Genomic DNA, 23,187 nt, shown 5'->3' on the forward strand with positions numbered 1-23,187 from the left:
TTAGCCTTTAAGCTTTGGACTCTCGACCCTGGACTCTTCTTCCTCGGTCTGTGTCCCCACAGAACGAAAAGATAAATGTTGCAAAAGGAAAGGAGTGGTCTGTGGGGACACAGACCACGGGTTGGGGATAAAAATATCGAAAGATGATGAGGTGGATAAAATAAAGGGCTTTAGCCTTTAAGCTTTGGACTCTCGACCCTGGACTCTTCTTCCTCGGTCTGTGTCCCCACAGAACGAAAAGATAAATATTGCAAAAGAAAGGAGTGGTCCGTGAGGACACAGACCAAGGGTTAGACTTCAGACTCTGGACTCCCGACTCCGGACTTATTTTGTACCTTTTTCGTTTCCGAAGCATTAAAGTAAAAGCTTTTTGAGCATATTTGGTTTTTGCAAAACAAATTTTATGTTTAAGAGACTAACCGCAATATTCATATTTTGCTTTCCGGCTGTTTTTTGTGCTGCCCAACAAGTACGCCCAGCCAAATCTTCAGAAATTTACAGGGAGATAAAAACGTTAAAACATCTTCCGAAAGTTTTATATCTGGCTGCTCACCCCGATGATGAGAATACTGGCTTATTATCTTGGTTAATTAACGATCAAAATGTAGAAACGGCTTATTTGTCGCTTACCAGGGGAGACGGCGGGCAAAACCTTTTGGGCACCGAACAAGGGGCGGCCTTAGGCCTGATCAGAACACATGAACTTTTGGAAGCCCGCAGATTAGACGGTGCGCAACAATTTTTCACCAGGGCAATCGATTTCGGCTTCTCTAAAAACACCAACGATACTTTTAAACAGTGGGATGCCGATAGCATTACCGCCGATGTGGTTTGGGTGATCAGAAAATTTAGACCTGACGTGATTATCTGCCGTTTTCCACCTACTGCTGCTGCTGGGCATGGACAACATGCAGCTTCGGCTGTTGTGGCGGAGAAAGCGTTTAAGGCTGCTGCTGATAAAAATATGTTTCCAAACCAGCTTAAATATGTTTCTGTTTGGCAGCCAAAAAGGTTGTTATGGAATACCTTTAGGTTCGGTTCGGTAAATACCACAGCCGAAAACCAGTTAAAGGCAACTGTTGGGCAATACGACGCACAATTGGGAATGGGTTATGGTGAATTGGCAGGATTAAGCCGAAGTTTACACAAAAGCCAGGGAGCAGGAACACAGTCGGTGGCTGGGGTACGTTCTGATTATTTTACCCATGTTTTAGGCGATCCTGCTAAAAGAACTTTGTTCGATGGTTTAAGCCTTAACTGGTCAGACAAAGGCATAGGCGATATTGATGAACTGATTGATATTACACTATTATCTTTCAATTATAACCAGCCTGATAAGAGCCTGCACGGACTGTTGATGCTGAGAAAGAGAATTGCTGAATTGCAAGATGCAGCCCTGAGAAAAGATAAACTTGCGGCTATCGATAACATCATTTTAAGCAGCGTAGGTTTTATGGGCGAGGTGGTAACCAATCAACCTGAAGCAATTGCCGGTAATAGTTATAATTTCCGTTTAAACTTAATTTCAAGATCGGCTACCCCTGTTACCATTGAAAGTGTGAATTGGTTAAACCAGACAGATAATTTAAATAGAGCGCTCGCTAACGACTCGTTGATTACCATTGAACGTAAAATCCAGATTCCGGCAGACGCGGCGCTTACTGAACCTTATTGGTTAGCTAAGCCTGCAAAAGATGCGGCAACATTCAGCGTAGCTAATGATACTTTAATCGGACTTCCGGAAATGCAATCGCCAGTGAATGTGCTGTTGTCACTGAAAATAGAATCGGAAAAATTTAAAATCAGATTGCCCTTATCTTATAAAAAATTAGATCCTGTTAAAGGTGATGTTGTAGAAGCCCTCCGGATCATCCCTGCACTCGATTTAAGTTTTAGCGAGCCTGTTTATTTCGCTAAAGAAAAAGAAGCTTTAAATGTTGGCCTTCGCTTAAAGGCCAATAAGAACATCAATTATGGTAAGGTGAGTTTCAAGATCGGCAACCAGGTAGTAAAAACCTTCCAAGGGATTAATCTGGCAGAGAATACCATCAATACGATGAATTTCCTTCTCCCGGTTGAAGATTTAGCGAAAATTAAAACCAGCCAGAATAAATTAGAAGCGGTTTTTTCATCAGAAGCGAATGAATATTCAAAAGGACAAGTATTAATTCAGTACCCTCATTTGCCAACCCTACAGTATTTTGTTCCGGCCACAACCTGGTTGATTAAAGGCGATGTAAAAGTGCTGGCGAAAAAGGTTGGATATATTGAAGGGGCTGGGGATCTGATTCCCGAATTTTTAAGACAGGCAGGTTTGCAGGTTGATGTACTAACAGAAGCTGATATCCTAAACTCAGCAAAACTGGCAAGTTACGATGCAATAGTAACAGGAGTAAGGGTAATCAATACCGAAAAAAGAATTAAAAACTGGCAAACTGCCTTGCGTGGTTACGTAGAAAACGGTGGAACCATTGTGATGCAGTACAATACCACGCAAGATATGGCGCTACAGGATTTTGGTGTTTATCCGTTTAGCATCAGTGGCAAGAGGGTAACTGAAGAAAATGCAGAAGTTAAATTTTTAAAATCTGAACATAAACTGTTAAACTATCCGAATAAAATTACCACTGAAGATTTTAAGGGCTGGGTGCAGGAGCGCGGTGCTTATTTTCCTGATAAATGGGATACCAAATACGAACCGCTTTTTGAGATGCACGATACCGATGAAGAGCCGCTTCAGGGGTCGACACTTTATGCCAAATACGGTAAAGGGAATTTTATTTATACACCTTTAGCCTTTTTCAGGCAATTGCCTGCCGGAAATGTTGGTGCAGCTAGGTTGTTCTTTAACTTTTTATCAGCTGGGAAGTGATGAAAAACCAATTCAAAAACTGGAATACCTGGTATATTTTACTCGCTTTGGCGCTGGTATTTCAGCTTATATTTTATTACCTGTTTACTAAATTCTGGGCATGAGTAATATCGATTGGGCAGTTCTGATATTTACTTTGCTTGCTGTGGTAACCTATGGTGTTTTTATTGGTCGTGGGCAAAAAAGCAATGCTTCTTATTTAAAGGCCGATAATAAAATGCCCTGGTATATTGTGCTACTGGGTATTATGGCTACGCAGGCCAGTGCCATTACTTTTTTATCAGCACCTGGGCAGGCTTATACCGATGGCATGCGTTTCGTACAATATTATTTTGGTCTGCCGTTAGCCATGATTGTTATTTGCATTACTTTCATCCCGATTTTTCAACGGTTGAATGTATATACAGCCTACGAATATTTGGAAAACCGTTTCGATAAAAAAACAAGGGTTTTAACTTCGTTGCTGTTTCTGTTTTCGCGGGGATTATCGACAGGGATCAGCATTTACGCACCAAGTATTATCCTCTCGAGCGTTTTAAACTGGAATATTTATTTAACCAATATCCTTACCGGCGGGATGCTATTGATTTATACTTATGTTGGTGGCGCAAAAGCAATTGCACACACACAGAAACTACAGTTTTTGATCATTTTAGGGACAATGGCCTTTGCGGGATATATTTTGGTGCAAAATATGCCTAATGGAATCGGATTTAAGGATGCACTTTACCTGGCCGGGAAATCGGGTAAATTAAATGTAATTACCACCGAATTCGATTGGAAGGATAAATACAATATCTGGAGCGGTTTAATCGGAGGCTTTTTCCTTGCACTTTCTTACTTCGGCACAGATCAGAGCCAGGTGGGAAGATACATTACTGCGAAAGACAATACCAATGCTAAAATGGGATTACTGTTGAATGGATTGGTTAAAATCCCGATGCAGTTCGCTATCCTGTTAATCGGTGCATTATTGTTTGCTTTCTTCTCGTTAAAGCCAGCACCGATTTATTTCAATGAGCGTTCGTACCAGTATTTAAAAGAAACACAGCCACAGCAGGCGGCCGCTTTCGAGAAAGAACACAATGCTTTAGCGCAGCAGTTTAACCAGCAATCAAAAAATATCCTGGTAGAAAAGGAAAAGCAATTACCCTCTTTAAATTCTTCGATAGAGAATTTTAAATCGACCCAAAAGCAGGTAAAAGAACTGCACGGCAGGGTAGAAGAAGCAATCAACAAATCGAATTATAACGCAGAGAAAACCGATACCAATTATATCTTTTTATATTTTGTAAAGAATACCCTTCCCGTTGGAATGATCGGCCTGCTTTTCGCGGTCATCTTTTTGGCCAGTTGGGGGTCTATTTCTGCAGCGCTGAATTCGCTGGCTGCATGTTCGTTAAAAGATGTACACCTCATTTTTGGTAAAAAAGAAGTAGACGACGAAACTGAATTAAAATATAGCCGTTTGCACACTTTGGCCTGGGGTATTTTTTCAATAGCTGTTGCCATGTTTGCTACACAGATGGGCTCGCTAATCGAAGCCGTTAACGTGCTGGGCTCGCTTTTCTATGGGCCAATTTTGGGTATTTTCTTAGTGGCATTTTATTTTAAAAAGATAAACGGACCAATCGTATTTATTGCGGCCATCTTATCCGAAATTACCGTTGTGGCTGTATATGAGTTCGATATTGTTTCATTCCTTTGGCTCAATGTAATCGGTGCAGCAGCAGTAATTATGTTTTCGGTAATTGGCCTCTTGTTTTCTAATCCAAAAACCATAGTCGACAAATAAACTTAATTTTTACGTGCAACAGATATTCGCTTCCCAAGTGCAAACCTAAAATTTAATACCTTTATTTCCGACAAATAGATAACGCTAAATATGAACGAAGCTTGGGTTGATAGGTGGAATGACCGATACAGTACCGATGAGTTTGCTTATGGCGAACAACCAAACAACTATTTAAAAGAGCAGTTGATGCAGCTCGAGACCGGAACCATACTTTTTCCGGCAGAAGGAGAAGGCCGGAATGCTGTTTTTGCAGCTAAACTCGGCTGGAAGGTTTCGGCCTTTGATATTAGTATTGAAGGAAAGAACAAAGCACTCCAACTCGCAGAAAACAATAATGTTAATATTGATTATCAAGTCGGCGAGCTTCAGGAACTGGACTATAAAGCTGAGCAGTTTGATGCCATTGCCTTGATTTATGCACACTTTCCATCAGCAATTAAATCTACTTACCACAAAACACTAAGCAATTATTTACGCAAAGGCGGTTTGCTTATTTTCGAAGCTTTTAGCAAGAAGCACCTTCATTATCTTGCCAAAAACGAAAAAGTTGGTGGACCAAAAGAAATCGACATGCTATTTTCGATCGAAGAAATAAGCGCTGATTTCGAAAATTATGAGATTCTAGTGCTGGAAGAAAAAGAAATTGAACTGAATGAAGGTTTGTTTCATAACGGGCAGGGCTCGGTGATCAGATTTGTTGGAAGAAGGAAATAAAGCAATTTAGCCTATAACTGAGAAAATGAATTTAAAAAACAGTAAAGTTTTTGCACAATTTTTTTAGACACTGGGATTATAGTTTTTATCAACCTAAAGCCATAAATTCGTAAAATCAAAAACAACAAAAACAGATAAATATAATACTATGAAAACGATGATTAAATCAATCGCGTTGCTATTTACGGCAATTACCATTTCTGTAAGCGCAATGGCACAAGATGCTCAGCCTAAACCAAGTCCTGCGGCTACAGCAACGGGAAAAGTTAAAGGTGCAACCATTACCATCAACTACAGCAGCCCTGCAGTTAAAGGACGTAAAATCTGGGGCGGTTTAGAAGCCTTCGATAAAGTATGGCGTGCAGGTGCAAACGAGGCTACTACTTTCGAAACCGATAAAGATATCGTGGTTGAAGGTAAACCTTTGGCAGCTGGAAAATACAGTTTCTTTTTAATCCCTAAAGAAAGTGGAACCTGGACAGCTATTTTTAACAAAGAACCAAAACAGTGGGGTGCTTACAAATACGAAGAAGCTAAAGATGCTTTGCGTGTTGATGTTAAAACCAAAGCCTTAAAAGCTACACAAGAACGTTTGGTTTATAAAATTACCAAAAGCGGATTCGCTTTAGAATGGGATAAAATTTCTGTTCCGGTTAACATTAAATAATTAGATAAAATTATTTTAGAGCCGCCCATGTTTTACATTAGGGCGGCTTTTTTTTGCTTCTGTTTTTAGAACCAAATTTTAGTAACTTATTGGTTTTTTAGGGAAAATGGCTGTGCAGTAATTCTTAGAGGCTTTCAGTCCCTCCATTTTTATTCCTAGGCCTGTGTCCGCACAGACCAATAGACAGCTTTAGGTATACAAGCAAAAAATGCTTAATAGTTATTAGAATTAGGAAATGAGTGGTCTGTGGTGCTTAGGGGCTATCAGTCCCGCCATTCGCTATAGCTCCAATAGAAGCCCTGTGAAACAAGCAAGCAACCAAAATATAACATAAACCGGTGCTTAATCGGAGGCTGCCGCTGCTGTCGGGTTTAGAACCAAGGGTTTGTGCACCCTGCAACCCAACAAATGAAATGCTATTGTGGCCACCTAGCCCCGGTTGGAGCGTTACCCTGCAGCAACGAGGCAGCGAAGCGTAAAAGCGAAAAACGGGAAGGCACTTCTTATTCTGCACAGGGCTTGCGCTTCAAAATTAAAAAAAACATATTTTGTTAAAGCGTTTTCTCCCCTTTTGTAAAGAACCTAAAACATAATCTCTACTTCATGTTAAAATGTTATTTTAGGCCAAATTACAAACAAGCACCCTATAATGAAGTTTTCCATTAAATTATTGGCCTTATTGCCGCTTCTTTCATTAAACGTTTTAGCACAGCAGAAAAAGCAACATTTTTCCATTAAAACTGCAAAGCCTGTAGATCAGGTGAACGTTTTTTTAGGATCTTCTGCAGATCATGGGCAGATGTCGCCAGCAGCATCGGCTCCTTTTAGCATGTTGAGCATTGGCCCCCAAACTTATCCTAAAACACATACTGGCTACGAATACCTCGCCAAGAAATTTGAAGGCTTTACCCACAACCGTTTCGAAGGAGTAGGCTGTCAGGGTTCAGGTGGTAATATTTTCATCAAACCATTTTTAGGTAACGATCCGGCAAAGTCAGAACTGATCAAGGTTGCTGAAAAAGCAAGTCCGGGTTACTATGAAGTGGGTTTTGAAAATAAAATTAAGGCCAGTTTTACCGTATTGGGCAAAGCCGGGAAACATGCCTACCAATTTCCGAAAGGGGCCAAGGGTTTTTACCTCGATTTGGGTTATGCTTTTAATGGTGCTTTTGTAGCCGAATCGCACGAGGTAAACGGCAATACCATAAATGGATGGATTACCTCGAAAACAACTTGTGGCGTGGGTAAATACAAGCTGTTTTATTACATGGAAATCGGCGATAATGTATCGTGGAAAGTAATAGACGATCATAAACTGATTGCCATGCTCAAAGGAGAATTAACTTCAGTGGGAATCAACATTGCACTTTCTTCGGTAAGTATCGAAGCCGCAAAAGCTTCTATCAATAAAAATCCATTCGGTACCGTAAAAGAACAAAGCAAAGCGGATTGGAATACAAATCTTTCTAAAATTGCCGTAAATGGCGATTTGGAAAGTGCAAAGCTATTCTACTCACTTTTATACCGTACGATGCAATCGCCTTATGTAATTTCAGAAACTGATGGAACATATCGCAATACAAAAGGCGAAATTCAGAAAGATAAAGAAATCCGTTACAATGGCTGGGCCATTTGGGACAATTACCGTACGCAGTTACCTTTGCTTTCGCTAATTGAACAAGATAGGTATGCCGGAATGGTGAGTTCTATCGCTGATCTGTATAACTCCGGCAAGAAAGATTATGCCGGGCAAAATGAGCCATCAAATACCGTGCGTTCTGAACATGCCATAGTGGTTTTGCTTGATTCCTACCGCAAGGGGTATCCGGTAGATTTTAGTAAAATTGCCGATTCGCTAGTGAAAGAGGTAGATGGGCTGGATTATAAATCTCCGGATAAAGCTTTAGAATCGAGTTACGACAACTGGGCATTGGCAGAAATCTTCAAAATTTTAAAGAATAAAGAAAAATCTGATTTTTATCTCAATAAAGCACTTGAATACAAGAAATATTGGAATAAAGATTTTAAAGATATGACCAAAAATGATGTCGACCGCATGCAGGCCCGTGGTTTATATCAGGGTACCATCTGGCAATATCGATGGTTTGTGCCTTATGATTTTAAAGGATTAATTGAACTGGACGGGGGAGAGGAATCTTATCTGGCAAAACTCGACGAATTTTTTGCACGTGATTTATACAACCATGCCAATGAGCCAGATCTGCAGGTACCATTGATGTATAATGTTACCAAATCTGGTTATAAATCGCAGTATTGGATGCATCAATTGGCGGCTGATACGGTAATCCAAAATTATTTTAACGATAACAGCCGCGGAATCGGTAGTTATATCGGTAAAATTTACAGAAACCAGCCACATGCCTATTTACGTACGATGGACGATGATGCCGGTGCGATGAGTGCCTGGTATGTGTTTGCGGCAAGTGGTTTTTCCCCTGCCTGTGTAGGGTGGCCGATTTATTATTTAAATGTACCTCTATTTCCATCGCTAAGTTATAACCTGCCGAGAGGAAAAACTTTTACCATCGAAACTGAAAATTTTAGTCTGAAAAACAAATACATCAAAGCCGTTTTTCTTAATGGAAAGCCTTTCAAAAAGAATTTTATCACGCAAGAGGATATCAATGCAGGAGGGGTGCTGAAAATCGTTGCTTCGGCCGTGCCAGTTAAAATTTCGGATACCGAAAACTGGATTTCGAGTCTTGGAAAATAATTTTAAAAAATTACAAAAAACTGCAAACTAATTTCAGATAATCCTGTTGTTCTAGTATAAATTTCAAGATCATGGCACCTTTAAAATTAAGCGAAGAACAGCATGCTACATTAAGCAATAGAAGCACATTAGAACAAGTTAACGAACAACCTTTAGAACTTCATCCAGAAGCGTACAAAGTAAAAGGCCCGTCTCCCGATAAGATGAAGACAGTATCATCCTCTTTAAGGAATTACGCTCACGGGTTGTACGGGTTGTTGTAAAAACGCCTCCAATAAAATCTTATCATACCAGATTTATATAAAGCAGCCAGGATTTAAAAACCTTGGCTGCTTTTGTTTTGATAAGAAGAGGCTGGATCAAAAAGTTAAATTCTATTGGCATTGTCACGTTGAGCTTGTCGAAACGCTCTGCCAAAGCTATTTAATCTAGTCCTTCAACAGGTTCAGGATGACAACCATATTTACGAGATAGCATTTTCTTCGAATACAATGCATACCTTACGCCCTTATGAAACAAAGTGCCGGAATATTGCTCTTCAGAAGAAAAGATCAGCAGGTGGAATTTTTTCTGGTTCACCCGGGCGGACCGTTCTTTGCCAAAAAAGATCTCGGTTTTTGGACAGTACCCAAAGGGGAATTGAATGAAGGTGAAGAGCCGTTAAAGGCTGCCATTCGCGAATTTAAAGAAGAAACTGGCCAAAGCTTAACCGGAAATTTTATTGAATTGACTCCTGTTGTACAAAAGGGAGGTAAAAAAGTGCTATGCTGGGCATTAGAAGGAGATCTTGATCCTTCAACAATTGTTAGCAATACTTTCGAAATAGAATGGCCGCCACGATCGGGTAAAAAGCAAAGTTTTGCCGAAATAGATAAAGCAGCATGGTTCGTTTACGCCGATGCAGCTAAATACATCAACGAAAAGCAGTTCGCTTTGCTTGATGAGTTAAAATTAAAATTAAGCCGTTAATTCAAAGTGTGAAATTTCCTTCTCGGCACCGTTAATGATCATCGAAATCTGATGATCGCCCAGATGAAATTTACGTGTAGTAATCAACACGAATTTTTGCTTGCGGATAATGTTTACTGCTGCACCTGCAGGATAAATCCGCTCCGAAATCTTATACACTTTTTTGGTGTTCTGTCCATTTTGTTTTTTGTAGTAAATGGCGTATTCCAATCTCACTTTTTGTTCAATCGGATTTTCATTGAGAATAGAAAACGAAAACTCCAGACTTTCGCCAATTTTGATCTGGGGCGTTAAGATTTTAAAATCTTTTAATAAGATCCCTGTATCATCTAAGCCATAGTGTTTAAGTATATCGGCATGGCCTTGTTTGAGTAAGGTACGGCTGCCATGTTTAATAATTGCATCTGTTTCGGTACCCAAACCCGACCAGTTTCTAGCCATATTTAACACAACCTCAGGATGATCTTTTGCAATATCATTTAAGCTATTGGCAACGCTCCGCCTTACGTATTCTGATGGATCTGTTTTAAGATTTTCCAGTATGGGTAAAATGGATGTAGGGTCTTTTTTCAGAAAGGGGATACCCATGGCCCAGGGTAATCGTGGCCTGCTGCCTTCACTGGCGAGCCTTCTCACTTTATGGCTTTCGTGCAGCGACCATTGCTGCATCTTTAAAATCATCTCATTTTCGTATTTTAAAATGAAAGGACGAACCGCGAATTCGCAGCTTACAAACTGTGTAACAAATTCGAGTGCTTCAACGGAGCCTTCAAAATCATCTATGCCATAAGTTTCAATGTAGTCAGGCAAGAACATATAGGCCAGGCCATCTTCTCCAATACCTTGAATCCTTAACTGTGTAATTGTTTTTTTAATTAGTGCTATCGTTTGAGGATAATCTTCTGGTAAAAAATCGTGTAATACCTTCGAGGTATGTTTCATCCGCTCTTTTAATTCTTTTGATTCAAATTCGTGCGTAAAAATCTTTTTAATAAATTTTTCTTTATCGAAACCAGGAACGGTAACCGTTAATGCATGGGCTAATCTATCGTAAAAGGCTGGAGAATATAAATCTTTAAGCGGGCTGGCCATATTGTTGGTAATTACAGAGTGGTTTTTATTTTAATGCAGCTAACTTACTAAAAATATTAGTATTTTTTGTGCTGCTAACTTAAATAATTATTTAATCGTATCATTTTTACCTGCGTTTAAGAATTTCAGCTTTTTCTTTGGCACATTTGCTTATCATAAAAATAAGAAAATGAATACAACAAAAATAGGTTGGATCGGGCTAGGGAATATGGGTGTCCCGATGGCAGAGCAATTGATAAAAGCAGATTATACCGTTACGGTTTACAACAGGAGCAAGGACAAAGAAGCTTCGCTGAAAGAAATGGGTGCATCTATCGCTGAAACACCTAAAGCGCTAATTGTAGCTACTGATGTGGTAATTATTATGGTTTCTGATGATACTGCAATAGAACAGGTTTTTAAGGGAGAAGAAGGTCTTTTTAGTGGAGAAACTTCCGGTAAGATCATTATCAATATGAGCACGGTTTCTCCTTCAATTTCAAAAGAAATGGCAACGCTGTGTAAAGCAAAAGGCAACCTTTATTTAGATGCACCAGTTTCAGGAAGTGTAAAACAGGCAGAAACCGGTCAGTTGGTTATTATGGTTGGTGGTGAAGAAGCTGCTTTTAATCAGGTAAAACCGATTCTAGAAAAAATGGGCAAACTTGCCAAACTTGTTGGTGGTAATGGCGCAGGCAACAGCGCAAAACTGGCCATCAATTCGCTTTTGGCCTTATATGCTCAGGGCTTGGCCGAAACCGTTTTGTTTGCCAATGAACAAGGGATTAAAACAGAGGATTTGTTAGAATTGATCAATAATGCAGCCATTGGCAATATTTTTACCAAAATTAAAGGTGATGCTATTATCGCGGATCATTATGAAGCTGCTTTTGCACTTAAACATATTGTAAAGGATTTGAACCTGGCAAAAGAAGAGGGTATTTCATCGCCATTGGCTAAAACAGCACTGAATACTTTCGAAGCGGCAGCCCCAAAATACGGAGAAGAAGATATTATTGCAGTAGTTAAACAGCTTAAAGGATAAAGCGATCCTTTTTAATACTAAAGTTGATAACCATAGGAGATTTTGGCTTTTCCTATGGTTATTGTATTTGAATAATTTAATCTAAATATTTATTGGTTATCGCATTGTTCAGATAAAATTCTAACAGGTTTTTTTGCATTATACCATCTTTGTTTTGCCCGAATATGACATCGTGTGAAAAATCATCTACCTCCATATTGACATATACAATATTAGCATTGCTATCTGTGGCTTCGATATTTTCCATCAACTGAAGCATTACTTAGCTTTTGCCCACGCGCCTTTGACCAGTAAGTACTTTAATTACTTGTTTATTGATAAAGGGAATAACCCGGTTTATATATATGGTCTTTTTATAAGTTTCATGTATAGCGTATACTTTTATCAAGAATACAAAAGTTTCATGTATATCGTATAAATTAGAAGAATCGCTATATTTTTAATCCGCCAAAAGTGCTGCCTAGAATAATTGCCAGTACAATTAAGGTAATTACGACATAAAGTTTATCCTTTTCTAGTATAAAAGCAAACAGCGAGAATACAATGCGCATAATTGGGGTGATGATTAAAAGCAATACTCCAAACTGGATAATAGCCATTGGTTTAAAAGTAAAAAGCCCCATAAAAATGCCGTCGAAAGTGATGAAGTCGTTTTCTTCGCCTTTAAAGATGTGGTAATCAGGTCGGCCTTGCGCTCCACTTTGTACCAAGAAAAGTATGCCGCCCAATAAAACAACCAGGCTAGCCGTGATTACACCAAACCTCAATAGTTTGCCCACGATTTTTTCGACATCGCGGTCTTGTATAAGATGTGTTGAGATGATATTTTTCATTTGTTTTTAACTTAAAATTTGTGATGGTAACCATTGTAGATCATTTCGAGTGCAACGAAGGTGATGGCAATACAGAAAATAATCCTTAAGGTTGAAGGATTAATCTTGGTCAGTAATTTTGCACCTGTAAATGCTCCACCCAATACACCAAGTACTACCGGGAATGCAATTCCTGGATCCATATATCCGCGCTGCAGATAAACTACAGCACTAGCTGCTGCGGTAACCCCAATCATAAAATTACTGGTGGTTGTACTTACTTTAAATGGAATTTTCATTGCGGTATCCATGGCCAGTACTTTTAAAGCACCAGAGCCGATACCCAGCAAACCCGACATCACACCTGCTACCGTCATAATCGAAAAGCCTGCCCCAACGTTTTTGAGTTTATATTCAACCGTTCCTGTTTGGGTGGGGTAACTGCTATTAAGTTTCAGTATTGCAGATAACCTGCTGCCTTCGGTTAAGGCTTCCTGGTTCTTTTTTCTCAAGGTCATTGCTGCAGAAAATAGAAGTACAGTACCAAAAAGAATGGCAATGGTATTAGTTGGTGTATATATCGCAATTAACGCGCCTATTACAGCGCCAACGGTGGTGGCTATTTCTAAAAACATACCCAGCCTGATGTTGGTAATGCCTTCTTTAATATAAGCACTTGCCGCACCCGATGAATTGGCGATGGAAGCCAGAAGCGCCGCACCTATGGCATAACGGATATCGACATGGAAAACGAGTGTAAGCAAAGGAATTACGACTACCCCGCCACCGAGTCCGGTTAACGAGCCTACAAGGCCTGCAAGGTATGCCCCGAGTATTAAGATCAGGGTAAAAGTTAAAATTGACATGATTTTATATTTAATGATTGTTGTTCAATATAGTTGCGATGATTTCGCTGGCAGCATCAGCATTCCTGTTATTTATGGCATCAAATAATGACTGGTGCAAATGATGGCTCATCGCAAAATGGGCAATACCAGAAGGTGCACGTTTGGCAAAAAAATCGCGGATAATTACGGTAAAGCTTTCATAAAGGTCACTTAATACACGGTTTCCGGATGCCAGTGCAATGGCCAGGTGAAATTCGATATCGGCATTGGCACATGCTGTTCTCGACTCGTTTTTGATGGCCAGTTTTCGTCTTTCAAGTGCTTCGCCAATGGCTTTTAAATCAGAATCGCTTCTGTTTTGCGTAGCTAAACGTACAATTTCCTGTTCCAGCAATGCCCTAACCTGATTAATTTCTTCAAAATCGGAACTGCGTAAACGCTGCTCGATGGGCTCGGCAGGGGCGGCATTAACTTTTGTTCCAGAACCTTGCTGAACGGTGAGGATTCCTGATAAGGTTAGCGATTTTATTGCTTCCCTAATGGTAGAGCGGCCAACGCCATATAACTCCATGAGTGCGGGCTCTGATGGAATTTTTTCGCCCACTTTAAATTTTTCTTCTTTAATATCCTGACGGATTTTAACTGCTATCTGCTCGAAAAGCTTGTTCTCCTGCTTCATAGTTTTGAATCTACAGCACAAACATACGATGTTTTATTTAAACATCGTATGTTTTGTGTATGATCAGCATCATTTTATTTTGAAATAGGGTTAATCTGGTACTTACTTTCTGGCCAAGTTTCAGATCGATAAGGTCAAGAAATAGGTTGTATTTAATTAGGCCAGCTGTTGAATGGATGCGGTTTATATCCTGCATTATTCAACAGCATTTTTGCGATTGCCTAACAGTGAAATTGCTCTTTTTAATACGTGATCTTAGAAATTAGTAAGTACATCCTTGCTATATATACTATTTATTTGCAAGTTTTGCTTAGGTGTTAAGCTTAAATCAATATCAAGATAGGAAAGAAGCAGGTCAGTGGGGATTTGGTCAAATAGTCCAGGGTAAATACGTTTAAATAACGATATTCTGTTTTCGGTATTCTGCAGTCTAAATAAGATGTTTCTATTGTTTACATCAGCTATGGCAGTTTGGAGAAAATAAACATTAAATAATGAATCAAGAACAGGGTACCACGCGCAGCCTTCCTCCAGCTCAGTTTGGTCTATCAAAAAAACGATAGTATCCTTTATGGCAAAAAGATTGAAGTTCCCGTCTGTTTGTTTAAAACCATTCCGGATATACACACTACCTTTTGTGCCCAACCATATATTGGCCTGCTCTGTCTCTTCATTTACCAAATAGCCATTAACCAGGCCATCTGCTACAAGTATAATCTTACCGTTGGCAGCTGAGCTGTTTGGCTTAAAAAGCGTTTCTCCTTTGCGAATACTGAGAAAGGACGTATGTCTGTACATAAAACGAATAGCTGCTCTATCTTTCTTCCGATCTAACAATGGAAGAAATACCTTTAAAAAATATTTGATGTAGTTTACTTCCATGTTGATTAATTAAGTTTTGAGGTTAACATATTGATTTGTTTTTTTATTAAGTAAATTGCATTTACAAACTGATCATGCCCAAAGCTCAGATTCATGCCCAAATTAATAGGGTAGGTTTCTTATCAGGTTTCAATGGCACTGCAGCGCGTTGTTGGGAGGATAATCAGTTAGAAACTATCTGTCCACCCGAAGCATTAGCTTTTTAATTGCCTTCACACCATCTAAATCGATTTAGTATTTTCTTGTGCGGCGATCGCTTTTTGGTATTGTGCTAACCCCACTTAAGATCGGCTACAACTAAATTCTGTATTAAAAATTAATTTTCCTCTGATTTTGATCAAGATTTATCTTGATCTTACTTATCGCTAAAACTAGGTAGCACTGTGAGTAGAATGATAAGTTTTCAGCTGGATATTCCAGATAAGCTTATGCTAATTTTTCATTGTTTTCAGCGCATTCATATTCAGTACGATAATATTATTCCCGTCTTTTTCAATTAAACCCTCTTTGGTGAAATCTCCGAGCACCCTGCTCAGGGTTTCGGTTGCAATGCCTATCAAGGATGCCAGATCATATCTGGGAAGCATAAATCTATTATTCTCTGCAGACTCGTGGTTTAGTTTAGTCAGTTCAATAATTGCTTTTGCTATCCTCTTCCTTACAGAGTAATAGGCGATATTCAGTAACTTTTCATCACGGTTGTTCAAGCCATTGGCAAGCGCTTTAGCAAAAAAGCTGAACATGTCTGGGTAGTCTGTAATTAAATTCTGGAGATCGGTATAAGGGATGGTCAGTATTTCAACACTATCGATGGCTTCTGCAATTTCCTTATTTTCAGTACCTAATAGTGCGCCCTGAAGTCCGAAATATTCATGCGGGCCATAAATGCCAGTGATAAATATGTTGCCGGCAGAATCGGCTACATAGGTTTTTATCTTTCCGGATAAAATGTAATGCAATCCGAGCGATCGTCTCTCTCCCCTATAATAAAGAACCTGGTTTTTTTTAAAAGATCTGGGCAAATAATCTTCAAATCTTGATCTTAACCAGGATAATTCATCGCCGCTTTTATGAATATTCTTTAATTGAGTATGCCGTTTTAAAAATAATTCATGTTGAAGCCTTTTTTTTCTGAGCCTTACCTCTACATGATTAAGCAGCTCGCCATCATCAAAAGGAGTCATGAGGTAGCCATCTGCGCCCAATTCCATCACTCTGCGGGCAAGGTCATAATCCTGATTGTTCAATACCATAATAAAACTGATGCCCGCAGTTTCCATAAATTTATTAACAACACGCAATACCCCAATTCCGTCCATTTCAGCTACATTTACCTCCGAAATAATTACATCTACCGGACTTTTTCTGATAATGTCGATTGCTTGCTTACCGCTATTTGTTGATTTTACATTGTATTTCCCGATTGTTAGTATTTCGGTGATTTTTATCCTTAGATCGAAATCCTCAAGTATAATCAAGATTTTAGATCCCTCCATTTAAATTTTATGTTTAATCCTGAAGGCAATAGTTTCCTTTAGATTGGCAAAACAGGCGTTAAACCTGATTTCCGGACCTTGTTGTTACGTTATTTAAAGCTTTTCGATAGACTAAATTATGGTCTGCGAGAAAAGAAGATAGACAATTGGAAATAATAAGGGGTAGCAAAAAACTTCAGCCGCCGGGTGGAAAAACTATCTTGACGGAAGTGAAGATAATACTGAAGGCTTTGTTAAAAAAATGATACAGTTTTTTAACAAGCATTTTTAGAAAAGGCATTTATTAAAGGTTTTTATAGGGATTAACGGACAAATATCAAATAAAAATCGTTAATATGACGGATAAAAGGCTTGATAATTGTCAAATACATGTTTGATTGTGATCAATATGGTAAAAACAACTAATTAAAAAGTCTGGTGAATGCTCAAAATTAGTTCAAATAACCGTTTTTTAGTTTTTAGGGAGGATAATACTTCTTTGTTGAGTAGGCGAGTAATAAAACTCAAAAGATGTTGTATTGCCAATAAAAATAATACTGTTATCTACCGATTGGGAGTTTAAGTTTTTAAGGATATTTGTGTTTTTTTTATTGCTTAAACAATTCTGTGCTTCCAGATCGATCCTTCCAAGTACAACAAAGGTTGTGATCAGGCAGCTAGTGATGAACAAATGAAATGACAGGTAGCTGAACTGAAACATCCTAACGTGGAAAAGAATAATCCATAACAACAATAGAAGAAAAAGGGTGATACCGAGCAATACCATTAAGAGCTTGGTATCCTGAAAGCTGATGAGGAACGGTAAAAATGTAAATGGTAATACGCCGATCAGAAAGGCGAAATTTCTGGTAAATAGCTGGTTGCTTATATCGTAGATCCAGTAGTGAATGATAAAACCTGTGGTAATGATAAAAGGTAGAAAGATTAAAAAAGCACATTTTTCCCAATACGAAAGCCCTCTTTGTGATAATAAGATGTCGGTAAGGCCATCAAGGTTTAAGATTTCGATATTAAACCTGATAAAAAAATAATATTCACCAAAGATGGCCAACAACACGAGGTAAATCACTGTTAATATCAAATATTTAATAAACAGAATATAAATGGAATTTATTTTATCTGTCATCTTAATTTTTTATAAGCGATAAAATGTAACCATAAAACAAAAAAATGCGACATAGGATAGATTTTGATTCCCAAATTTGCTTAAGCATTAACTTATTTCCATTGATAAGAATTAATGTGATTAGTGATTGTTGTCAAAGCACCTTCTATTTCTGAGTTACTTATACTTTATTGATCAGGTTGGATTAATAAAAATGGCCTGATGCTAAAGATTCAATGCCTACCTGGCTAGACTTTAAATAATAGATAATTTTTAATTTATTGAAAATCAATGTTTTAATTATTTTTTTGAAAAAAATAAACATAATATTTGTATCGTACGAAAAGTATCGTACCTTTAGGTTATGAAAAGTAATCAAACTGAGAATAATCTGCCCGAACCTACCAAAGCTGAATTAGAAATTCTTCAGGTATTATGGGAATTCGGGCCATCTACAGTTCGGTTTGTAAACGATAAATTGAACGAACAACGGGAGGTGAATTATACCTCAACTTTAAAGCAGATGCAGATCTTAACCGAAAAAGGAATATTAAAACGTGATGAAAGCCAAATGAAACACATTTATATTCCTGTTGAGGCTGAAGAGAAAACCAAAGTGCAGTTGTTAGACCGTTTTGTAAATACCTTATATAAAGGATCTGCTTCACAGTTAATGATGCAGCTTCTGGGTAACGAAAAAACCTCTAAACAGGAAATAGAAGAGATTAAGCGGCTATTGGATAGCATGGAATAATTAATAATATCAGATTCTAAAGAACCACAATGATGGAATTTAAGTTAATTAACCTTTTGCCCGAAAACTGGCTTCATGCCCTTGGTGCTACGCTGTTCCACTCGCTATGGCTTGGGGTAATATTGGCCTTGCTTGCTGGCTTGGTTATGTTTAGTGCCCGAAAAGCGAGCGCTGCACTGCGCTATAATATGCTTACCATATGTTTAGCGTTGTTTGTTGTGGCCATATTCTTCACCTTTTACAAAGAACTGCAAAAGCCTGTTGGTACTACGGTCGTCATTAATCTTCCCAGCGGGACTACCGATCAGCCTGTAATAGCAAACGTTCAGCATGATATGTATTCGGGACTGAACAAAATTCTTTCGCTATGGAATGCATACGCTTATCAGATTGTACTGATCTGGTTTTTAATTATATGCGGAAAAAGTATTCAGTTAATGGTAGGTTTAAATGGTGTATACCATTTGCGTAAACATAAAACCTATGCTGCAGGTAAACAGTGGGATGAAAAGTTAGCTATGCTGGCCAAAAAATTAGGTTTAAGTCAATCGGTTAAAATTATGCAATCGGGTATTGCACAGGTGCCAATGGTTGTGGGGCATTTTAAACCCTTAATTCTGATTCCGTTAGGTTTGCTTACCGGCCTGTCAAATGCAGAAGTTGAGGCGATTCTTTCTCACGAACTGGCGCACATTAAACGCAAAGATTACCTGGTAAACCTATTACAAAGTTTTATCGAAATCGTTTTCTTCTTTAACCCAGCGGTACTTTGGGTATCACAATTAATAAAAACAGAACGCGAACATTGCTGTGATGATTTGGCCATTACCTGTGTAAGCGATCGCAAAAACTACGTTCAGGCCCTCATATTCTGTCAGGAGTTTAAGCAGCGTGCACCTGCTTATGCCATGGCGATAACGGGTAAGAATGGTAGCCTGCTGCATAGAGCAAGCAGGATGTTATTCAACACCAATTCAACTTTAAACAAAATGGAAAAGACAATATTAACCATCGCCCTGGTATCGGTTGTGGTTTGCAGTGCCGCCTTTAAAAGCGTGGGCAATGCAAAAACGGTTACCAGAAAAAAAATATCTACTTCAATACAAGTTTTACAGGATACAGCAAAAAAAGCTAAACCTGTTGAAGGGAAATCTGCCGATCAATTGGAAAAGGAAATCAATTCGAAAATGGATCGTCAATTGAAACAGTTAAACGAAAAACGCAAAAGCAGCGAAACAGCAGAAGATGTAAAGGCAAGAATTGCTGATCAGCAGGCCAGAAAAGACGATGCTGGAAAGGCAATAGCGGATGAGCGAATGCGGAGAGAAGATGCTAAAGCCAGAATTGCCGACGAAAAACTGAGAATAGCGGATGAGAAACTTGCTAAAGAAGATGCTAAATTAGCAAAGGAACACGCCAAATGGGCCAAGGAAGATCTCAAATGGACAAAGGAAGTTGATAAATGGGCAAAGGAAGACGCTAAATGGGTTCAAGAGAATAAAGGTGGCGATGGTCCACGTGTACCAAGAGCACCACGTCCGCCGCGCCCACCTAGAGCACCAAGGGCACCCCGTGCAGCGTATGCTGTACCATCGGTACCTCCAGTTCCGCCAACTCCAAGTATTCCATCAGCTCCACCTACACCCCCAACGCCACCTGTATATAACCCAAAAACAAGTACCCGAACAGGTGTGCAGCGTACGGTTACCTCGAAAACCGTAACCAACGGAGATGGTCACGATTATACCAACGAAATCAATCAGGAATTGATAAAAGACGGCATTATTAACAGCACCAATAAATTATCGTACAAGCTCAATAAAGACGATTTAATTGTAAATGGCGTAAAGCAAAATGCTGATGTGCAGAAGAAATACAAGCAAAGGTTTTTGAAGAACGAAAATCATTCGCTGATGTATAATTTCCTGATAGAAAACAACAAAAACTAAGTTCTAAAGCGCTAATCCAATTCACATCATGAAATTTAAGCTCATGGCTTTTTTAGCCATATGGATGAATATTGCCCTTACCTTTGCTCAAGCCCAAACTCCTCCATCCAGAATTTATGGTCGTGTATTGGATGCCGATGGAAAAAATATAGAATTTGCCACTGCTGCACTGCTTAAAGATTCGGCGTTGGTTAAAACAACTTTCACCGAAAAGGATGGACTGTTTAGTTTCGATAAGCTCAGCTTTGGAAAATACCTGATTAAAATATCGGTAGTCGGATCGCCAATATATCAAACCGATACGTTGGTGCTATCAGCCAGCCATGCCGTTATTGAACTATCAGATATTAAGATCACTGCTAGAGCGACCAATTTGAAAGAGGTAAATATTTCGGGGCAAAAGGCTTTCGTAGAGCGGAAAATAGACCGTACTGTTGTCAATGTTGATGCCTTGATCTCGAATGCAGGCACAACTGCCTTGGATGTGCTGAGTAAATCGCCAGGGGTAAATGTAGATCAGAATGGGGTAATCTCGCTCAAAGGTAAAAGTGGAGTGGCTATTTTCATCGATGATAAACCAACCTATTTATCGGGCGCCGACCTGGATAATTACCTGCGTTCGTTGCCTTCCTCTTCGCTTGATCAGATTGAACTGATGACCAATCCACCTGCCAAATACGATGCTGCAGGAAATGGAGGCGTAATTAATATCAAAACCAAGAAAACCAAAACCGCTGGGTTTAATGGAGGGATTAATCTGAGTTTAAATCAAGGCAAATTAAGTCGCTCGAACAACAGTTTCAACTTTAATTACCGCAAGGATAAGATTAATGTTTTTGGTAACCTGAGCTACAACCTTAACAATAGTTTTACCGATCTTGATCTCAACCGGAAATATAAAAATGCTGATGGTAGTGCCAAATCCTACTTTAATCAGAATTCTTATTTCCGCAGGCACGGCAATACTTTTAATTTAAAAACCGGACTTGATTATTATGCTTCTGAGAAAACTACCTGGGGAGTGGTACTTACCGGAATGAACCGGATTTCGAAACAGGTAAACAACAATACCAGTAATCTGTCTAATGCTTCAATGCAGTTAGATTCGGTAATAAGGGCTGAAAATATCGATCAGATCAAATATCAGAATGCAGGTGTAAATTTAAATTACAGGCACAAATTTAAGCAGGCAGGTCGGGAATTGACCTTCGATGCGGATTATCTGCTTTATCGAAATCAAACCGACCAGACTTATTACAACTTCAGTTATCTGCCTGGCGGATCCTTAAAATATCAGGATATTTTAACAGGTAACCTACCTTCAAATATTGATATTTATACTGCTAAAATGGATTATTCGCATCCATTGGAAAATAAGTGGAAGCTGGATGCAGGAGTTAAAACCGCTTATACCAAAACGGATAATATTGCCGATTACTTTAATACCGCAAACGGGAAAACCAGTGCCGATTATGAAAAGAGCAATCACTTTTTATATGAGGAGAATATCAATGCGGTTTACCTGAATATGAGCAGGGAAGGGAAGCGGTTTTCGCTTCAGGCCGGCTTGAGGTACGAAAACACGGTTTCTAACGGGCATCAGTTGGGCAATCTGATCAAACCCGATTCGAGTTTTAAAAGAACCTATAACAGTTTATTTCCAACGCTTTATTTCTCCTACAAACTCGATACTGCAGGGAACAATCAACTGGGACTGAATTATGGAAGAAGGATTGATCGTCCTTATTATCAAGATCTTAATCCATTCTTTTCTCCTTTGGATAAGTTTACTTATTATGTTGGCAATCCTTTTTTAAAGCCTTCTTTTACACAAAGTATCGAACTTTCTCATACTTATAAAAATAAGATTACCACAACATTTGGCTACAGCTGGGGGCGGGATGAGGTGAACGAAACCATCGAAATTTTAAATGGCACCTATTACAGCAGACCAGCAAATGTGGGCAAAACAAGAGTGGCCAATGTTTCGGTAAATGCAGATATCGACCTCACCGAATGGGTTAAACTGAATGCTTATGTTGAGTATGCAAAAATAATTTCAAAAACAGATTTCTATACAGGTTTTTTGGTTACTAATGGAAGTTATTTAAGGGCGAATCCGAATTTGCAGTTCAAAATCAGTCCGACCTGGAATGCAGAGGTAAATATGCGTTACCAGAGTAAACTATCTAATGTGCAATTTTTATTGGGTGAAGTACATGAGTTCGGTGCAGCGGTGCAGAAAAAACTTTCAGCAAAAAGTACGTTGAAGTTAACCGCTAACGATATTTTCAGAACCCGTATTTATAATGGTATAATCAATAATCTGGCAAATACAGAAGCAAACTGGGTTAACCGTCAGGATTCGAGATCGGTTGTAGTGAGTTATAGTTACCGTTTTGGTAAAGCTTTTTCTTCGCCGGCTAAACACGAGTCTTCTGGTGCCGATGCAGAAAAGAACAGGGTGAAGAACTAATGGAACAATTCGTCATCCCGAATGAAAGCGCAGCGAAATGGAGGGATCTGTAGCGTTGACTATTTTTTTGGAAAGCAGTGCCTGTGGTGCTTAGGTTCCGCTAGTCCCGCCCTTTGCTTAATCCTGATAGCAGGAATCAGGATAACGCTGTCGGTCGGGTTTATTTTACTCAGGATAGCAGTACTATTTAGGCCCCTAAACCCGATCGAAGTGGTTTCGATTCTTCATCTAAAAGAACGGAGAGCGGGGCTTTTTCATCTAAAGCTGCTGTAATTGCTTTTCAAAAAAATCTTACCAATTGGTCTTTACCTAATTGGGA

The 23,187-nt window shown here is 39.0% G+C and carries 19 protein-coding genes; 11 read left to right on the top strand and 8 right to left on the bottom strand.

What is annotated here, in order from left to right; translation table 11 throughout:
• The first annotated feature begins 403 nt into the window (after positions 1-403).
• From AC07VK_RS19955 to AC07VK_RS19985, 7 genes are all read left to right on the top strand, one after another.
• Positions 404-2,872: a PIG-L family deacetylase gene (locus AC07VK_RS19955; RefSeq protein WP_492963068.1), complete on the top strand. Its 2,469-nt coding sequence runs from the start codon at positions 404-406 to the stop codon at positions 2,870-2,872.
• A 100-nt stretch (positions 2,873-2,972) separates the two neighbouring features.
• Positions 2,973-4,667 carry a sodium:solute symporter family protein gene (locus AC07VK_RS19960; RefSeq protein WP_492963066.1) on the top strand — a complete coding sequence of 565 codons (1,695 nt, stop codon included), beginning with the start codon at positions 2,973-2,975 and terminating at the stop codon, positions 4,665-4,667.
• Positions 4,668-4,757: 90 nt separating this feature from the next.
• Complete coding sequence (locus AC07VK_RS19965; RefSeq protein ID WP_492954454.1) at positions 4,758-5,381, top strand: class I SAM-dependent methyltransferase; 624 nt, start codon at positions 4,758-4,760, stop codon at positions 5,379-5,381.
• 148 nt (positions 5,382-5,529) lie between these two features.
• Positions 5,530-6,048, top strand: coding sequence for a DUF2911 domain-containing protein (locus tag AC07VK_RS19970; protein ID WP_426327918.1), 519 nt, complete (start codon positions 5,530-5,532; stop codon positions 6,046-6,048).
• A gap of 649 nt (positions 6,049-6,697) precedes the next feature.
• A complete protein-coding gene (locus tag AC07VK_RS19975) occupies positions 6,698-8,782 on the top strand; it encodes a glycoside hydrolase domain-containing protein (RefSeq protein ID WP_492963063.1) in 2,085 nt (694 codons plus the stop codon).
• Between the two features lie 71 nt (positions 8,783-8,853).
• Entirely contained in the window at positions 8,854-9,045 is a 192-nt protein-coding gene (locus AC07VK_RS19980) for a hypothetical protein (protein WP_205056786.1), read from the top strand.
• Between the two features lie 247 nt (positions 9,046-9,292).
• The gene (locus tag AC07VK_RS19985; RefSeq protein WP_492954457.1) at positions 9,293-9,751 is read left to right on the top strand and encodes an NUDIX hydrolase; all 459 of its coding nucleotides are present in this window, start codon (positions 9,293-9,295) and stop codon (positions 9,749-9,751) included.
• Here the strand turns inward: AC07VK_RS19985 and AC07VK_RS19990 are convergent.
• Positions 9,740-10,843 carry a DNA alkylation repair protein gene (locus tag AC07VK_RS19990; RefSeq protein ID WP_492963061.1) on the bottom strand — a complete coding sequence of 368 codons (1,104 nt, stop codon included), beginning with the start codon at positions 10,841-10,843 and terminating at the stop codon, positions 9,740-9,742. The two genes, AC07VK_RS19985 and AC07VK_RS19990, sit on opposite strands and share 12 nt — an antisense overlap.
• A 94-nt stretch (positions 10,844-10,937) precedes the next feature.
• On the opposite strand from AC07VK_RS19990, the gene AC07VK_RS19995 reads away from it, so the two are divergent.
• Positions 10,938-11,867 (top strand): NAD(P)-dependent oxidoreductase, encoded by a 930-nt coding sequence (locus AC07VK_RS19995; RefSeq protein ID WP_493053049.1) that lies wholly within the window; start codon positions 10,938-10,940, stop codon positions 11,865-11,867.
• A gap of 76 nt (positions 11,868-11,943) precedes the next feature.
• On the opposite strand, the gene AC07VK_RS20000 is transcribed toward AC07VK_RS19995, so the two are convergent.
• From AC07VK_RS20000 to AC07VK_RS20030, 7 genes are all read right to left on the bottom strand, one after another.
• Complete coding sequence (locus tag AC07VK_RS20000; protein ID WP_492963059.1) at positions 11,944-12,114, bottom strand: hypothetical protein; 171 nt, start codon at positions 12,112-12,114, stop codon at positions 11,944-11,946.
• 184 nt (positions 12,115-12,298) lie between these two features.
• Positions 12,299-12,700, bottom strand: a complete 402-nt coding sequence (locus tag AC07VK_RS20005; RefSeq protein ID WP_492963057.1) for a DUF1634 domain-containing protein — start codon at positions 12,698-12,700, stop codon at positions 12,299-12,301.
• Between the two features lie 11 nt (positions 12,701-12,711).
• Positions 12,712-13,545 carry a sulfite exporter TauE/SafE family protein gene (locus tag AC07VK_RS20010; RefSeq protein ID WP_492963055.1) on the bottom strand — a complete coding sequence of 278 codons (834 nt, stop codon included), beginning with the start codon at positions 13,543-13,545 and terminating at the stop codon, positions 12,712-12,714.
• Between the two features lie 10 nt (positions 13,546-13,555).
• Complete coding sequence (locus AC07VK_RS20015) at positions 13,556-14,206, bottom strand: FadR/GntR family transcriptional regulator (RefSeq protein WP_492954460.1); 651 nt, start codon at positions 14,204-14,206, stop codon at positions 13,556-13,558.
• A 255-nt stretch (positions 14,207-14,461) separates the two neighbouring features.
• A complete protein-coding gene (locus AC07VK_RS20020) occupies positions 14,462-15,088 on the bottom strand; it encodes a cyclic nucleotide-binding domain-containing protein (RefSeq protein ID WP_492963053.1) in 627 nt (208 codons plus the stop codon).
• 431 nt (positions 15,089-15,519) lie between these two features.
• A complete protein-coding gene (locus AC07VK_RS20025) occupies positions 15,520-16,584 on the bottom strand; it encodes a response regulator (protein WP_492954462.1) in 1,065 nt (354 codons plus the stop codon).
• A gap of 451 nt (positions 16,585-17,035) precedes the next feature.
• Positions 17,036-17,710 (bottom strand): hypothetical protein, encoded by a 675-nt coding sequence (locus AC07VK_RS20030; protein WP_492963051.1) that lies wholly within the window; start codon positions 17,708-17,710, stop codon positions 17,036-17,038.
• A 343-nt stretch (positions 17,711-18,053) separates the two neighbouring features.
• On the opposite strand from AC07VK_RS20030, the gene AC07VK_RS20035 reads away from it, so the two are divergent.
• Genes AC07VK_RS20035 through AC07VK_RS20045 form a run of 3 tightly spaced genes read left to right on the top strand, consistent with a single transcriptional unit; the run spans position 18,054 to position 22,868 of the window.
• Positions 18,054-18,443, top strand: a complete 390-nt coding sequence (locus AC07VK_RS20035; RefSeq protein ID WP_029275844.1) for a BlaI/MecI/CopY family transcriptional regulator — start codon at positions 18,054-18,056, stop codon at positions 18,441-18,443.
• Positions 18,444-18,472: 29 nt separating this feature from the next.
• Entirely contained in the window at positions 18,473-20,392 is a 1,920-nt protein-coding gene (locus AC07VK_RS20040; protein WP_492963049.1) for a M56 family metallopeptidase, read from the top strand.
• Positions 20,393-20,420: 28 nt separating this feature from the next.
• The gene (locus AC07VK_RS20045; protein ID WP_492963047.1) at positions 20,421-22,868 is read left to right on the top strand and encodes an outer membrane beta-barrel protein; all 2,448 of its coding nucleotides are present in this window, start codon (positions 20,421-20,423) and stop codon (positions 22,866-22,868) included.
• Positions 22,869-23,187: the final 319 nt, after the last annotated feature.

The sequence above is a fragment of the Pedobacter sp. GW821-FHT01D05 genome (genome assembly GCF_059422505.1).